Source organism: Sphingopyxis sp. (genome assembly GCF_016704835.1).
Classification (GTDB): domain Bacteria; phylum Pseudomonadota; class Alphaproteobacteria; order Sphingomonadales; family Sphingomonadaceae; genus Sphingopyxis.
This window is the reverse complement of sequence record NZ_JADIZJ010000002.1, coordinates 81,926-96,729: the sequence shown is the minus strand read 5'-3', so window position 1 is coordinate 96,729 and position 14,804 is coordinate 81,926. Positions and strand designations below refer to the sequence as shown.

The 14,804-nt window shown below is 58.3% G+C and carries 14 protein-coding genes; 8 read left to right on the top strand and 6 right to left on the bottom strand.

Going from position 1 to position 14,804, the window contains the following annotated elements; all coding sequences use genetic code 11:
- Positions 1-424: 424 nt before the first annotated feature.
- From IPF76_RS08175 to IPF76_RS08165, 3 genes are all read left to right on the top strand, one after another.
- Positions 425-1,051: an Arm DNA-binding domain-containing protein gene (locus IPF76_RS08175; RefSeq protein WP_366499344.1), complete on the top strand. Its 627-nt coding sequence runs from the start codon at positions 425-427 to the stop codon at positions 1,049-1,051.
- A gap of 295 nt (positions 1,052-1,346) precedes the next feature.
- A complete protein-coding gene (locus IPF76_RS08170; RefSeq protein WP_293702464.1) occupies positions 1,347-1,514 on the top strand; it encodes a hypothetical protein in 168 nt (55 codons plus the stop codon).
- Between the two features lie 89 nt (positions 1,515-1,603).
- A protein-coding gene (locus IPF76_RS08165) for an IS3 family transposase (protein ID WP_088471655.1) occupies positions 1,604-2,775 on the top strand; the annotation gives its coding sequence in 2 pieces (ribosomal slippage) (positions 1,604-1,868 and positions 1,868-2,775; 1,173 coding nt in all).
- On the opposite strand, the gene IPF76_RS08160 is transcribed toward IPF76_RS08165, so the two are convergent.
- From IPF76_RS08160 to IPF76_RS08145, 4 genes are all read right to left on the bottom strand, one after another.
- Positions 2,772-3,236, bottom strand: a complete 465-nt coding sequence (locus IPF76_RS08160) for a hypothetical protein (RefSeq protein WP_293842249.1) — start codon at positions 3,234-3,236, stop codon at positions 2,772-2,774. The two genes, IPF76_RS08165 and IPF76_RS08160, sit on opposite strands and share 4 nt — an antisense overlap.
- A gap of 355 nt (positions 3,237-3,591) precedes the next feature.
- A complete protein-coding gene (locus tag IPF76_RS08155; RefSeq protein ID WP_037557608.1) occupies positions 3,592-5,055 on the bottom strand; it encodes an efflux transporter outer membrane subunit in 1,464 nt (487 codons plus the stop codon).
- Between the two features lie 7 nt (positions 5,056-5,062).
- Entirely contained in the window at positions 5,063-6,634 is a 1,572-nt protein-coding gene (locus IPF76_RS08150) for an MDR family MFS transporter (protein ID WP_293842244.1), read from the bottom strand.
- Positions 6,631-7,758: an HlyD family secretion protein gene (locus IPF76_RS08145; protein ID WP_037557697.1), complete on the bottom strand. Its 1,128-nt coding sequence runs from the start codon at positions 7,756-7,758 to the stop codon at positions 6,631-6,633. Before IPF76_RS08145 ends, IPF76_RS08150 begins: the two co-directional genes overlap by 4 nt.
- Before the next feature lie 131 nt (positions 7,759-7,889).
- On the opposite strand from IPF76_RS08145, the gene IPF76_RS08140 reads away from it, so the two are divergent.
- The 3 genes from IPF76_RS08140 to IPF76_RS08130 are packed head-to-tail and all read left to right on the top strand — an operon-like array spanning position 7,890 to position 10,807.
- Positions 7,890-8,378, top strand: a complete 489-nt coding sequence (locus IPF76_RS08140; RefSeq protein WP_052182484.1) for a MarR family transcriptional regulator — start codon at positions 7,890-7,892, stop codon at positions 8,376-8,378.
- A 5-nt stretch (positions 8,379-8,383) separates the two neighbouring features.
- Positions 8,384-9,973 carry an AarF/UbiB family protein gene (locus tag IPF76_RS08135; RefSeq protein WP_037557607.1) on the top strand — a complete coding sequence of 530 codons (1,590 nt, stop codon included), beginning with the start codon at positions 8,384-8,386 and terminating at the stop codon, positions 9,971-9,973.
- A gap of 60 nt (positions 9,974-10,033) precedes the next feature.
- Positions 10,034-10,807 (top strand): NUDIX domain-containing protein, encoded by a 774-nt coding sequence (locus IPF76_RS08130; RefSeq protein ID WP_197410089.1) that lies wholly within the window; start codon positions 10,034-10,036, stop codon positions 10,805-10,807.
- A gap of 171 nt (positions 10,808-10,978) precedes the next feature.
- Here the strand turns inward: IPF76_RS08130 and IPF76_RS08125 are convergent, their stop codons facing one another.
- Entirely contained in the window at positions 10,979-11,305 is a 327-nt protein-coding gene (locus tag IPF76_RS08125; RefSeq protein ID WP_293842220.1) for a 2Fe-2S iron-sulfur cluster-binding protein, read from the bottom strand.
- Between the two features lie 30 nt (positions 11,306-11,335).
- On the bottom strand, positions 11,336-12,598 hold the full coding sequence (locus IPF76_RS08120) for a cytochrome P450 (RefSeq protein WP_037557605.1): 1,263 nt from the start codon (positions 12,596-12,598) through the stop codon (positions 11,336-11,338).
- Positions 12,599-12,784: 186 nt separating this feature from the next.
- Between IPF76_RS08120 and IPF76_RS08115 the strand changes: the two genes are divergently transcribed.
- Positions 12,785-13,525 (top strand): FCD domain-containing protein, encoded by a 741-nt coding sequence (locus IPF76_RS08115; protein WP_037557604.1) that lies wholly within the window; start codon positions 12,785-12,787, stop codon positions 13,523-13,525.
- Positions 13,526-13,567: 42 nt separating this feature from the next.
- Positions 13,568-14,710, top strand: a complete 1,143-nt coding sequence (locus tag IPF76_RS08110) for a nitronate monooxygenase (RefSeq protein ID WP_037557602.1) — start codon at positions 13,568-13,570, stop codon at positions 14,708-14,710.
- The last annotated feature ends 94 nt before the right edge of the window (positions 14,711-14,804 follow it).

Sequence of the window (14,804 nt, the reverse complement as noted above, 5' to 3'; positions counted from 1 at the left end):
GGGTGCAAGCTGCCGGCACGAATTTGCCTGTTCGTCGGCGATCAGGGCAGGATAAGCGGCGAAGACGACGTCCGTTTAGACTTCAACAAATGACCGATAAGAGACTGTTAGCTTTCATTCCGAGAATGAACGAACCCCACGCAATTCTGGTATTTTCGCTGGAGGCGTATATAGGAGTGCTATAGGGTTGAAAAGGCTAGTTTTTTATAGCCACTCCCTATGCTATCTTTTCCCAATTACGCGGCAATTTCCGCCACGGTGATTGCCGGGTGATTGCTGGAAACGCCGTATTGGGAGACCAATTTATGGCAAGCGGAAAGATCACAAAACGGTCGGTCGATGCTCTCATTTCGAGCGGCAACATGACATTCTTTGGGATGATAGCATAAAGGGTTTTGGCGCAAAGCGAACCAAAGCTGGCGCCGTGTCTTACGTGTTGCAATTCCGAATGGGCGGTCGCGAATCTAAGACGCGTCGCTACACGATAGGCAGCCATGGCTCGCCATGGACGCCAGCCACCGCCAGAGCCGAAGCGGAGCGACTGGCTATTCTGATCGCCCAGGGAATCGATCCAGGCGAAGCAGAGCGGCAACGACGGCGAGAGTCGGTCGATCTAGCCTTCGATAATTACTCTGATCGCTTCGCTGAGGCCTGCGTTGGAGAAGGCTGGAGGCGCCTCGTCAAGCGCAGCCTCGAGCTGCATGTAAAGCCGGTCTTGGGATCAAAGCCCTTCCCAACTTACGCGATCGACATCGTTGCCGTCTTCGACCGCATGCCGCGCGCGCAGATCGCAAATATCCGTAACGTCTTCGCTGTTTTGCGCCGCCTTTGCGCTGGGCCGTCAGCCGGGGAGATATCGATCGGAGTCCGATGGAAGGCTGGAAACCCCGCCCCCGGTCAAACCTCGCGATCGCTGGCTTTCAGACGAGGAGCTTGGCCGCATCTGGATGGCGGCGCCAAACACGCATTCCTGTTTCGGACCCATCATCCGCCTTCTGATCGTCACCGGTCAGCGACGAGAGAGGTCGTCGCGGAGGGAACTCAACCGTAAAGATCTCCCTGGACCCTGCCCGGCGAACGGGCAAAGAATGGCGAGCCCAACCGAATTCCGCTCAACGAACTTGCAGTTGCGATCCTCGACGAGGTTGCCGGGTCGGCTATCTGGCCGCGTAGCGGCAGGATGTTCACGACCTCCAGGGCGGAAGGTTCACCGGATATAGCAAAGGCAAGATCAAGCTCGACCTGCTTATGTCGCAAGACGCCGCGAACCGTTACCGGACTGGCGACTGCATGACTTGAGACGAACTCTTGCAACCGGGTTTCAACGGCTAGGCGTTCGATTTGAAGTGACCGAAGCTGTGCTCAATCACGTCGGAGGTTCCCGCGCGGGCGTCGCCGGTATCTACCAGCGCCACGACTGGAAGGACGAGAAGCGCGAAGCAATGAAGAGTTGGAACGATCATCTGGCGGCGATCATTCGTTTGGCGAATATGGCGCGTGATCGCGCATGGTAAGCGCTTATAAAAAGACTTGCTGTCCACTGATCTGCCCCTTCTGAGTGGTCCAAAATTGATGATATTTTGGATTACGAAGGAGACATGGAATGCCGAGCAAGAAGCATCGCCCGGAAGAGATTATCGGCAAGCTGCGTGAAGCGGAGGTTGTGCTGGCGCAGGGCGCGACGACCGCGGAGGCGTGTCGCCGGATCGCTGTCAGCGAGCAGACCTATTATCGGTGGCGCAAGGAATATGGCGGCCTGAAGACCGACCAGGCGCGCCGGATGAAGGATCTGGAGAAGGAGAATGTGCGGCTTCGACGCGCGATCTCGGACCTGACGCTCGACAAGCTGATCCTGCAGGAAGCTGCCCGGGGAAACTTCTGAGCCCCGCGCGCCGAAGGCGCTGTATCGATCACATCAGAACGATGATGCCGGTGTCCGAGCGACGGCTCTGCCGCGTGCTCGGGCAACATCGATCGACACAGCGCAAGGCGCCTTGCGGGGCGGATGACGAAGCGGCTCTCACCGAGGATATCATTGCGCTGGCGCGGCAATATGGTCGTTATGGCTATCGCCGGGTGACGGCATTGCTGCGCGATGCCGGTTGGCATGTGAACCGCAAGCGGGTCGAGCGCATCTGGCGACGCGAGGGGCTCAAGGTGCCGCAAAGGCAGCCGAAGCGCGGGCGGCTCTGGTTGAACGACGGATCGTGCATCCGGCTTCGGCCGGAATATCCCGGGCACGTCTGGTCCTATGACTTCGTCGAGGGTCGCACCCACGATGGTCGCAAATACCGCATCCTGTCGATCATCGACGAGGCGAGCCGGGAGTGCATGGCGTTGCCCGTGGCGCGTAAGCTGAAGAGCGACGATGTGCTGGCGGTGCTGGCCGAACTGTTCGTCACGCGCGGTCCGCCCGCGCATATCCGGTCCGACAATGGCCCGGAATTTATCGCGACGGCGGTGCAGGAATGGCTGGCGAAGGTCGGCGTGAAGACGCTCTACATCGCCCCCGGATCGCCATGGGAGAATGGATACTGCGAGAGCTTCAACGGGTCGCTGCGCGATGAACTGCTCAATGGCGAGATCTTCTACTCACTAACCGAGGCCCAGATCCTGATCGAAGCTTGGCGGCGCCATTACAACACCGTCCGGCCGCACAGCTCGCTGGGATATCGGCCACCCGCGCCGGAGGCCGTTCCATCGCCAGTGTCGCCCTCCGGTTCCGCTTCGCTCCACCTACGGCCAACACTGGCGATGGAGGCGTCAATGCACTAACAGTCCACGCGGACCACTCGGTGGGGGCCGGTCATTTTGGGATGTGCAAGAGATTTCATGAGCGCCACCTCAAGTTGCCCGAGAAATCGAGCGCTTGCGCCGATTTCCTGGACAGCTCGATAAACTTTTTGGCCAAGACGCACGTGAAATGGGGGAGTTTTGATAGACGGGACATCGCGGTCGGCCATGGCCGAGCCCACCAGCGCGAACAGATCAGCAAGATTGGCGGGCAGGTCTGCGGTAAATGCCGCATTGGGTGCGAGAGTCAGGATGGCGAGCGCGCCTGCGCTGTCTATCCTTCCCAGGTTTCCGAAGTCGCTTGAGAAGGAGAGGTTCGAGGGACTCAGAACATGCCCGGAAAGGCCTGCGATCGAAATCGCTGTCCAGTCACCTTCAACGACCAACGTTGAAATGCCATCTCCTTCGCGAACGAAGATGTTCGGTGCTGTGCGCGCATTCATCGCAGCAAGTCTCCAACCGGTGTCGGGAGAGCGGATCGCCCGTGGCAACTTCCTCTCCCATAGCCCGTCGTCGAGCGGATCATGCCAGCAAGCGGGACCACTGACCCCACACATTTAACCATGCCGATCCACACATCGCGCCTTGCCTCAATGACATTATGTAGACGTCAGCGTAGCGTTATATCAGGTCGCTTGCAAGGAGTATGCTGCGCACAAATCGGCCGACAGATCGTTTGAATAAGCACAGGATACTCTTGCTAAGGTTAGATAAAATTGTCAGGTGAAATCCCTATGAGATTCTTTCTGAACCGATATCGCACCTTGGAGTTTATATTAACAACACTCGTAGGTGACATTAAATCTTTGCTTGCATTTGCCATCCCAGGCCGAGTGATTTTTGCAGGGCGATCCATGACAGCGTGAGCGCCGCCTTTCCCCGGACGAGGTCGGTTGCCGCCTGCTCCTGTTTGCGAAGCGTGCGATTTAGGTCAGCGCGCGAGATCACTCCGCCGGCAAATCGTTGTCGATCAAGATCGGCTGCGCCATCTGCCTGGGACTTGATCTGCGCGAACGCCACCAGGGCAGAGCGCTGCTGGCCAAAGCGCGACAACGCGCGCTCGGCGTCCTGAAGTGCAGAAAGCACTGTCTGTCGATAGTTGGCAACCGCCTCGGCACGGGCGGCGCTCGCCTGATCGACCGAGGCATCGACCCTTCCGAAATCGAGGAAGTTCCACTGCAGCTGCGGAATAGCGAGAATTGACGGGTTGCTCACATCAAAGAGATCGTCTGGCGACGTTCCGCCAAGTCCCAAGATTCCCATGAATGACAGCTTCGGAAATCGTGCAGCCTCCGCAACACCGATCCGAGCCGTTGCTGCCGCCAGGCTGCGTTCGGCCGCGCGGATGTCGGGCCGACGTGCGACAAGGTTTGAGGGGTCGCCCACCGCGACCTGTTCCGGCGGGAGGGGAACATCGAAGATCTGTTTCAGCGCTTCGTCCGTTGTCCCTGGGATCTGCCCAGCTAAAATGGCAAGCGCATCGAGCAATACCGCCGTGTCAGCTTCGGCCTCGGCGAGCTGAGACTTGAGCAACTCGAGCTCGGCATTTGCATTGCCGAGAGGGAACAGGGGCAAAACGCCTTGCTGATACCGTTGATAGGTTAGCGAGAGGATTTGATGCTGCAACTCGCACTCGGTTCGGTACGCTTTGGCTCGAAACTGGGCCTCGCGCAGGTTGACATAGGCATTGGCGACTTCGGCGGTCAGCTGGACCTTGGCATCCTCCACATTGGCAACCGCTGCCGCTGCCTGAGCGTTGCCGGCCTCGATCCGTCGCTGCGTTCCTCCTGCGAAATCCAGCTCCCAGTTAGCGTTGAGCCCGAGATTGTAGACACTGAGGCTATCATCCGCCTGTCCCTGCGGACTAACAGGCGCGCTCGCCGAAGGCGGGGCACTGTTCTGAATATCAAGGCCCGGCAAGCGGCCCTGAATAGCCGTCGCCTGGGTTCCAAGCGTCGGAAATCTTCCGGCCTTCTCCTGTCTCACGGATGCCCGCGCCTGCGCGATCCGCGCTTGCGCAGCCTGAAGCGAAGGATTGTCCGATAACGCGGCCTCGATAAGCCTGTTCAATTCCGGATCGTTCAAAAGGAGCCACCAATCTGCCAGCTCGGGCTCGGCATCGCTGACGTTACCGCCGGCACGGACAAAGCCGTCATTTCGGTTCGCCGAGAATACTTCTGGAGGCCCGGCGTAGTCTGGGCCCGCGACACAACCGGCCAGCAGAAACGAGGCGAGAAGCGATATTACAGATTTTTTTATCATATCAGGCTCAGTGCATCGAAAGGGAAACATTCCTGGGAAGCGGCTTCAAAAAGATGACCAAAGGAACGGTCATCAAGGTTAGGACGCCCATCGCCAAGAACACATCATTGTAGGTCATTACGAACGCGTCCCGCTGGATGGTCCGGCCTAGCATCGACATGGCACCCTCCATCCCGCCGAAGCTTTTCGCGAGTTCATCAAGATAAATCTGGAGCGAAACACTGTTGGCATTCAGCGTCTCTTCCATGCGCCGGCTATGGTGCCAGATCCGCTGGTCCTGAAACGAAGCCAGTCCGGCCAAAGCGAAAGATCCTCCGAGATTTCGAGCGGCGTTAAAAATACCGGAGGCATCGCCAGCATCTGTATTTGCCACTGAGGCTACGGTAGCCTGGTTCAGGAACATCATGGACAGAATCATGCCAACACCCCGAATAAGCTGGCTTTCGATGAATACGGCGCCCCCGGATTCCGCGGTGAGGCTTATGCTGACGAAACAGCTGGCCGCCAGCAGAAGCATTGCGACTCCGACGGCAATGCGGATGTGGAGCCTACGGATCATTAAGGGCAGGATCGGCATAAGCACAAAGGCCGGAATACCCATCCAAAATATAACGAGCCCGGTTTGAAAAGCGTTATAATCCGATATGATCGCAAGAAATTGGGGAATGACGTAGGTCGAACCATACATCACCATTCCCAAGGCGAGAGCCATCACCGCAACGCTTCCGAATTGGCGATTGAGAAGGAGGCGGAGTTTCAGGACGGGCTTGGACGCATTCAGCTGCCCGTAGATCAGTGAAGCGAAACCGATGACGGCAATGAGGGCCAGCCAGCGAATAAGAGCGGATTCAAACCATTCCTCGCGATGCCCCTCCTCAAGCAACACAGTCAAAGCGCCCAACCCCAGAATCAGGCCGGCAATGCCCGCCCAATCAGCATCGGTCAGATACTCCCACTTCGGCTCTTCGTGAGGAAGCCCGACGAATAGCAGCAGCAGCAGCACAGCGCAGATTGGAACATTGACAAAGAAGGCATAGTGCCAGCTCAAATTTTCGGTCAGCCAGCCACCGATCAGCGGCCCCATGACCGGACCCAGAATCACTGTCATGCCGAACAGCGCCATGCCGATCGGCTGTTGATGGGGCGGCAATCTTTTCGCCACGATGGTCATCGCAGTCGGTATCAGCGCACCACCCATGAAACCCTGACCCGTGCGACCGATGATCATGGTCGTGAGGTCGGTCGCCATACCGCAAAGAATTGAAAAGCCGGTGAACGCGGAAACCGCAATGATGAGCAGATTTCGCAGTCCAAAAAGGCGTTCAAGCCAGGCGCTAAGCGGAATTACCACGATTTCGGCTACGAGAAATGCGGTGGCAATCCAGGTTCCCTCGGTGCCGCTGGCTCCGATTTCGCCCTGGATCACCGGAAGCGCGGAATTGACGATAGAGATATCGAGTGTTGCGAGCATGGCGCCAAGTGCGCCCGCTGCGACCGCTATCCACGCGGTGATATCGGCATTCCGCCTGTCTGCAGTCGGAGTACCAGAGGCGCTGTTCGATGCCAACTCGGCGGTCATTTGTCGGTACTCGAGATCTCTTTCAGCTCTCCGGCAGCATTTCGCGTGTCGACAACTGCCACAACCGACATGCCCGGGACGAGCAGACGACGCACTTTGGGCGAGGCTATTATCGCGATACGAACCGTTATCCGCTGAACAATCTTGGTGAAATTCCCTGTGGCGTTTTCGGGCGGCAGGATTGAAAATTCTGCTCCGGTTCCGGGGGAGATGCTCTCAACGCGTCCGGCAATCTCAAAGTCGGGAAGTGCGTCGACCTCGAGCTTGACCGGTTGCCCCGCCCGCAAAAGGCCGACCTGCGTCTCCTTGAAATTAGCGATGACGTAGATTTCGTTTACCGGAACCACCGTCATCAATCGCTGGCCGGGCTGAACGAATTGGCCGACCCTTACTGTTAGATCGCCAACGCGACCTCCCTTGCTGGCTCGCAGCAGAGTCGATGTGACATCTAGGTCGGCCGCTTCCAGCTGCGCGCGGGCCGCGTCAGCTTGGGCTTCGGTCTGGTCGATCTGTTTGAACAAGGTGGCCCTCCGACCGTTGGCGGCAGAGACTGCTGCCTGGGCAGCAACAAAGTCGGCGTGCGCTTGCTGCGCCTGTGTCTCATATTGTTGAAGCTTTTCTCGCGGCTCCGCACCGGTCGCGGCGAGGGGGCGATACCTCGCTACCTGCTCATTGGCGAGGTCGAGCGCCGCGCGCTTGGCGGCGAGTTGGGCCCGCGCCTGTCGAATCGCTGAGTCCTGTTCGGTTACTTGCGAGCGGATTGTGTCGGCGCCGGCCAGCGTCGCCGCAATCTGCGCACGCGCCTGTTGCGCCTGGGCTCTATAATCTCGCACATCCAGTTGCACGAGCGCCTCGCCGGGACTGACCCACCCGTTCTCAGAGACGAGCACCGCGTCCACGTATCCGGCCACTTTTGATGAAACCACAACGCTGTCGGCCGCGACATAGGCGTTGTCGGTCGACTGCATGTACTGCCCATAGGTGACATGCCTGTAATACCACCAACCACCTGCAATCAGCGCAGCAGTGATGGCTATGATGAGGATGAGGCGAAATTTGGGTTGCGATTTCAGGCTGGATGCGGGCGCGCGATCCTGTTCCCGCTCATTTGGTTCGTCGGTCATCTGCCTCTTTCGAAGGATTTTGGACATGTGCTAAGTCGCTTCATGGCGTGGCGTAGACCGTTCCATCCAGTTAGTAAAATCGTTTAGTAATTTGCGTTTTGGCATTCCCACGAAACGGACTAGGCAGCGGTATGAACGCAAATCTCGACACAATGCCGCCACGGCTTCGCGAAGGCGCCCTCACCGACGACGACCGTATGCTATATTTGATGGACGAGATTAGTCGGGGGGCGAGGCGCGCTTATGACGCACGGATTGCCAAGAGCGGCCTCAATCAGACGCAGTGGCGCATCATCGGACAACTTCTCCGCGAACCATCGTTGACGCAGGCCGGAATTGCCAAGCGACTAGAGTTGGAATCCGCCACGATCGGTCAAGCCGTCGCTGGCCTTTGTGAGAAAGGATTGATGGAAAGGCGACGAGCCAAAACGGACGGCCGGGCATGGCAGCTCATCCTGACCCAGGAGCTCGACAGGTTGTTGCCCCAACTGAGAGAATCCGCGGACGGGCTGCATAGGGTCTTATGGCGGAACGCCACGCGCGACGAAAAACGGACGTTGCTGGACATTCTTGTGCGGATTGCGTCGAATCTCGATCAGAGCCGGACCGATGCGGAATAGGACATATGCCTGGGTTCCGAGATAAACCGATAGGAGACATCGCACGCGCCGCCGAGATAGGACAGATTCTTGTCCGGCACGGCGCCAAAAGCCTGGCGGGCGCGCTCGGCGTCATTCCGCATCCTGCCAATTCAATCGATCCAGGTGAATTGCGGCCGGCGGCGGTCGTCGCACTCCTGCGCGACATTGGTCCGGTCGGAATAAAGCTTGGACAGCTGCTGGCGACGCGCAGCGATCTGTTTTCCAGGTCCTGGATTGCTGCCTTCGCGACGCTCCACGATCAGGTTTCTCCGGTGCCATTCGAAGAAATCGAGCCCATCCTTGCCGCAAGCTGGGGAGCTGACTGGCGAGGGGAATTCACCCAATTCGATGAACAACCACTGGCTTCGGCTTCGGTAGCGCAGACCTACTCTGCTTCGCTGCTCGACGGCGCCGGCGTTATCATAAAGGTGCGGCGTCCGGGCACTGCTGCGCGAATGGAGGCCGATGTGCGGCTGCTGTCGCGCCTCGCCGCCGTTGCCGAGGATCGATCCCCTGAAATCGCCCGCTATCGCCCCGTAGAGTTCCTGCGAACCTTTGGCAGAAATCTTGCCTGGGAAATGGATCTGGCAGCCGAAGCTCGTGCATGCGAGCGTATCGGTGGCTATCTTGACACGCTTGGGATCAAGACTCCAACAATTCATTGGGAACTGACGGGGATACGGGTCAACGTCCAGGAGCGGCTGTATGGAACGCCCGCGTCTGCGCTCGAGGCCGGCTCGACCGACCCACGCGTGGCGGCGTTCGCGAGACAATATGCGAATGCAGTCCTGCGCATGATCATTCTGAATGGCGAATTCCATGGCGATCCGCATCCGGGCAATGTTTTCCTTATCGGGGAACAGGATGTGGGCTTTATCGACTTTGGATCGGTCGGCACTCTCACGAAGGCGAGACGCGAGGAGCTGGTGCGACTTGTCATGGCTATAGCCGACGAGGACACAGCCGACGTCGCGAACGTGTTGCTCGAATGGGCCGGAAATCCAAAAGTTGACCGTGATGGGCTCACCCAGAATTTGGACCAGCTGATAGGTGAATTCAGAGGAACCGTCCTTTCGGGGATTGAGTTCTCGCATATTTTCAGCCGCGTGTTCGATCTCCTGCGAGACTATCAGCTCGCACTTCCGCCTGATCTGGCGATCCTTCTTCGAACATTGCTCACGGCGGAGGGGTTTGCGCGTTCCTTTGCGCCTGGTTATAATATTGGGGAGGAAACACGCCCCATCATGTTGGAGCTGTTCGCGGAAAGATTCTCTCTCGGCCGAAATCAGCCCAATCTAAAAAAAGTTCGCCGAAAACTCCTCGCCTTGGCGGCGGTCATGCCCGACCTTCTCGATAACGCCGCCGTGATCGCCAAGTCCGGGTACGTGCCTGTCCAGATCGATCCGGCCAGTTTTGAACGGCTTGCAGCCATTCGCCGCGCGAGCCAGCCTGTCAAAGGTCCTGTGGCGGCCGCACTTATCGTCTCCGCGGCGCTGCTTGCGAATCAGTCCTGGGTGCTTGCAAGTGTTGCACTGGCTCTTGCCGGGTTGGTTCTTCTGCGCAAATGGCGATAAGATCGTTGCTCAGCCTGAACGGGCCAGCGTCCAATATCAGGCCAATTCAAACTGGAGTTTATGATGACCCTGCAGAAGCCAGTCAATCCGGTCCCCGCAGCCACCATGCTGTTGCTTCGCGACGAGCCGGAGTTCCAGGTGCTGATGGTCAAGCGGCATCACCAGATCGATTTTGCATCCGGCGCGCTGGTCTTTCCGGGTGGAAAGCCTTCTGCTGCCGATGAAGCGCCTGAATGGGCCGATTATTGCAGGGGTTGGAAAACGCTAGATCCTACGCAGCGCACCCTCCGGATTGCCGCGATTCGTGAAGCCTTTGAGGAAGCAGGCATCCTGCTGGCCGATCATCGCGACGGTAGCGAGTTCGAGGATATTTGCGATCTTGAAAGCCGCAAAGCCGTCGAGCGAGGCGAGCGCGAATTTTTCGACATTGTGCGTGAGGCCGATGTGCAACTGCGCCTTGATCGCCTGAGCGAGTTCGCGCGGTGGATCACGCCCAGCTTTATGCAAAAGCGCTTCGACACTCATTTCTTCGTCGTTCGCGCCCCAGAGCGCCAGATCGCAGCATGTGATGGATATGAAACCGTTGATGCGGAATGGCTTTCGCCAAGCAAAGCCCTGAAACTGGGTGTCAGCGGTGAACGAACGATCATCTTTCCTACGAGATTGAACCTGCAACTGCTAGCCGAAGCTGCGAGCGCAGACGATTGCGTCGCGCGGGCCAAGGCTCGCGAAATCGTGCCGGTCCTTCCAGAAGTCATCCAGCGAGACGGCACGAACATCCTCACTATTCCCGCCAACGCGGGATACGGCGCAGCGTATGAAATTTTAAGTTGAAAGGCACTGTTGGCACGCCCCCCTCGACTCGCGGGCGCACGAGAGCTAGGTCAGCACAGATCCGCCATTTGATGCTGGGACCTCTGAAAGGTAGCGAGTACCTCCTGGTTGAGCTCTACTCGCGATTTCAGACAGTCGAGCGTCGTGTGAAACACGCGTCACGCAGGCATGTCAGTATTGCTGCTCGGGAACATGCGGAATCAGACCTTCCACCAAGGGCTCGATGGGAATCTGGCAAGCGAGGCGACTATATTCGTTCGCCCCTTCCGCAAACTGCAGGAGGTCTGCCTCCGCACCGCCTTCGGCCAAGCGGCCGACCTTGTCGATCCAGGCCGGATCCACAAACACATGGCAGGTTGCACAAGCGCACACCCCGCCGCAATCACCGTCGATGCCCGGCACATCGTTGAACAGCGCCGCTTCGCGCGCTGTCTCACCTTCGGCTATGTCGACTGCCCTCCGCGTTCCATCGCTGGAAACGAACGTCACTTTGACCATATCAAGCTCCGCTTTTTTTGAATCAGCCAATCAGCGGGCGTGGAGCCTCACCGGCAGTTTCGTAATCCCTCGCACTAGGTTCGAGAACAGGCGCTCGGGTTCACCGGTCACTTCGATCTTCGCGAACCGCTTGTGGATCTCTTCCCAGATGATCCGTAGTTGCAGTTCTGCGAGCCGGTTGCCCATACAGCGATGAATGCCATAGCCGAAAGACAGATGATGCCGTGGGTTCTTACGGTCTATGATGAACTCGTCCGCCCTGTCGATGACCGTCTCGTCGCGGTTACCCGACAGGTACCACATCACAACCTTGTCGCCTTTTCTGATCTTCTTGCCGCCGATCTCCCAATCTTGCAGCGCCGTGCGGCGCATATGGGTCAGCGGTGTCTGCCAGCGGATGATCTCTGGCACCATGCTAGTGATGAGCCCAGGATCGTTATTCAATTTCAAATACGCGTCCGGGTTCTGGTTCAGTGCCAGGACACCACCGCTGATCGAGTTGCGCGTGGTGTCATTGCCGCCCACGATAAGCAGCAAGAGGTTGCCCAGAAACTCCAGGAAGGGCATGTCCCGTGTCGCCGGAGAATGCGCCATCATGGAGATCAGGTCATTCTTCGGCTCCGCATTGATGCGCTGCTCCCACAGACCCTTGAAATACATTGCGCATTCGATCAGCTCTGCGCGCCGCGCCTCATAGGATGCGACGATCCCAGTTTCAGGGGCGGCCGTTGTGACGTCGGACCAGCGCGTGAGCTTGCGGCGTTCCTCCCACGGGAAGTCGAACAGGGTCGCAAGGGTCATTGTGGTCAATTCGACCGCCACCTTATCAACCCAATCAATATCTTCGCCGACCGGCAAGTCGTCGAGGATTTGGCATGCTCGTTCGCGGATAGTTGGCTCAAGCAGCAGCAAGTTGGACGGCGCGACCGCACCAGTAACGGCCTTTCGTTGCTGGTTGTGCTTTGGTGGGTCCATCGCGATGAACATTTCAAGTTCAAGCGCGCTTTTCGCCGAGTGCATGTCCTCGATGGCGATACCGCCGAGCTTCGCCTCTGACGAAAATACCTTATGGTTGGTGTCCACGGCCATGATGTCGTCGAACTTTGTAATCGACCAATATGGTCCGACATAGCTTTCGCGGCAGTAGTGGACCGGCTCCTCTCGGCGAAGCCGCTCGAAGAACAGGCCGACCGTGTCTTTCTGGAAAAGGCTCGGACGCGCAACATCAATCTCGTCGATCGGGATGAAAGCGACCTTTTCGCGGATATTCGGCTCCACCATGTCGGTATCCATGTCGCGCCCTTCGTCGATAACAGCACAATTGCCCTACTTGAAATCGTAAATCCCTTCTGAGGCTCAGTCAATAATGCTTATAAGGTTTTATCATTTTTTTGCATCTGAAACATTTTTATCTCACGACCATGGACATAAACGGAACTTAAATCTTATAAGGCTTCGTGACAGGGGTGAGGCAGAGTGATGTTGCTGAAAGTCGAAAACGCGAAGAAAGCTAAGCGCGCACTCTCGCTTGCCCAGCACATCGTTCGCGATATCGAGGCAGGTGCACACGCCCCGGGCGACAGGTTGCCGCGTGAGGAAGAAATGCTTGCGCGATATGATGTCGCGCGAGCGACCTTGCGCGAAGCGCTCCGCTTCCTTGAGCTCCAGGGCGTTATCCATCTTCAGCTGGGCCGTAGCGGCGGTCCGGTGGTTGCGCGTCCGCAGACCGGCGACTTTGCAAACAGTCTCTCGCTAATTCTGCATTTCATGGACGCCGACCTCAGAGGCCTGCTCGAACTACGTGAAGCGATCGCCGCGGATGTTGCCGCCTACGCCGCCCAGCGCGCGACTACCGGCGACCTGAGCGCACTCGCCGATTGCCTCAAAGAGCTGGAACGAAATGAAGCCGGAGGCCAGTTCGAGGAACTGAACCGTCGTTTTCATGACCTTCTCGGCTGGGCCAGCGGCAATCCATTGTTCGGGCTATTAACGTCGACGCTGCATTTAATTACGCGCGAATTCTCTCACTCACTTGGCTATTCGGCGCAGGAGCGAGCGGTCCAATTGCGATTCCTCCGCCGTGTCCTCGAAGCAGTACGCACCGGGGATTCCGAAGCGGCGCGTCAGGCCATGGCCCGGCTCGTCTCGGGATCCGCGTCCTATCTGGCAGAGCGAAGCCCCGAGCTTGTATCCCAGCGTGTCAGGTGGGGGCAGATTTAGAAAATTGCGTCTGATCGGGCGCGGAACGGAGAGGGTAGGATAATGGCGCTGAAGAGCCCTGTTTGCAAAATTCTCGGGATCGAATATCCGATTCTTCTGGCTGGAATGGGCGGGGCGAGCGTGCCTGCACTCGCTGCCGCGGTGTCGAACGCAGGCGGACTTGGTGTTCTCGGCGCTGCCGCATGCTCGCCCGACCAGTTACGTAGCTGGATCAGGCAAACCCGCGAGATGACCGACATGCCTTTTGGGGTCGATACCTTGCTGCCGGCGTCTGTCAGGCGCGGTTCGGCGCCGGAGAGCGGAGGTGTAGCAGAAAACCCCCTGGCTTTGCTCGGCGAATATCAGGAGTTCACCCGCGAATTCATGGAGCGCGAGCATTTGCCCGCAGTGGACGCCGCCACTGCGATGCGCGCGGCGGGCGCCCCGGACATGGGCAAGGGCGGACTGCAGCTGTTCTCGCGGGAGTTCTTCGAAGCGCAGATGGAAGTAATCATCGAAGAAAAAGTGCCGGTCTATGCCGCAGGCCTTGGCAATCCCGAACCGTGGATGGAACGCCTTCATGCCAATGGCACCAAGGTCATGGCGGTGATCGGAAAGGTCAAGCACGCCCTGCAGGTAGTGGAATCGGGTATCGACCTGATCGTCGCGCAGGGTCACGACGGCGGCGGCCACAACTCTCCTGTCGGAACCTTCTCGCTGATTCCGCAAGTGGTTGATGCAGTCGGCGATCGTGTTCCCGTAATCGGTGCGGGAGGAATAGCCGATGGTCGCGGAGTCGCCGCAGCGATGATGCTCGGCGCCCAGGGGGCGTGGATCGGATCGGCGTTCCTCGCAACCGACGAAGCAGGTATCGAACAATTTCAGAAAGAAGCCATCACCGAAAGCGGCGATGCCGATACGGTGGTCAGCCGATCGCTAACGGGCAAGCCTGCCCGGATGATTCGGAACAAATGGGCCGATGCTTGGGTGGCGGCCGGCAAAGAGCCGCTTCCGATGCCTTATCAGTCGATGGTTTCGGGGCCTGTCATGGCTTCTGGCATCAAGGCCGCACGCAAGGACATCATGCCCGGCTTCGCAGGCCAGGGGATTGGTCTGATCGATGCGATCCGCCCAGCGGCAGTCGTGATGCGCGACCTTATAGAGGGCGCGGAGAGAGCATTGGCCGGCGCCGGAACTCATTTCTGACCGGCGAGCGAGACAGGGACGCGGCATGAATCTTTCATCCACCCTTTCCTTTGCCGACAAGGCAGCAATCACCGGGGTCGGCCAGACCGATTTC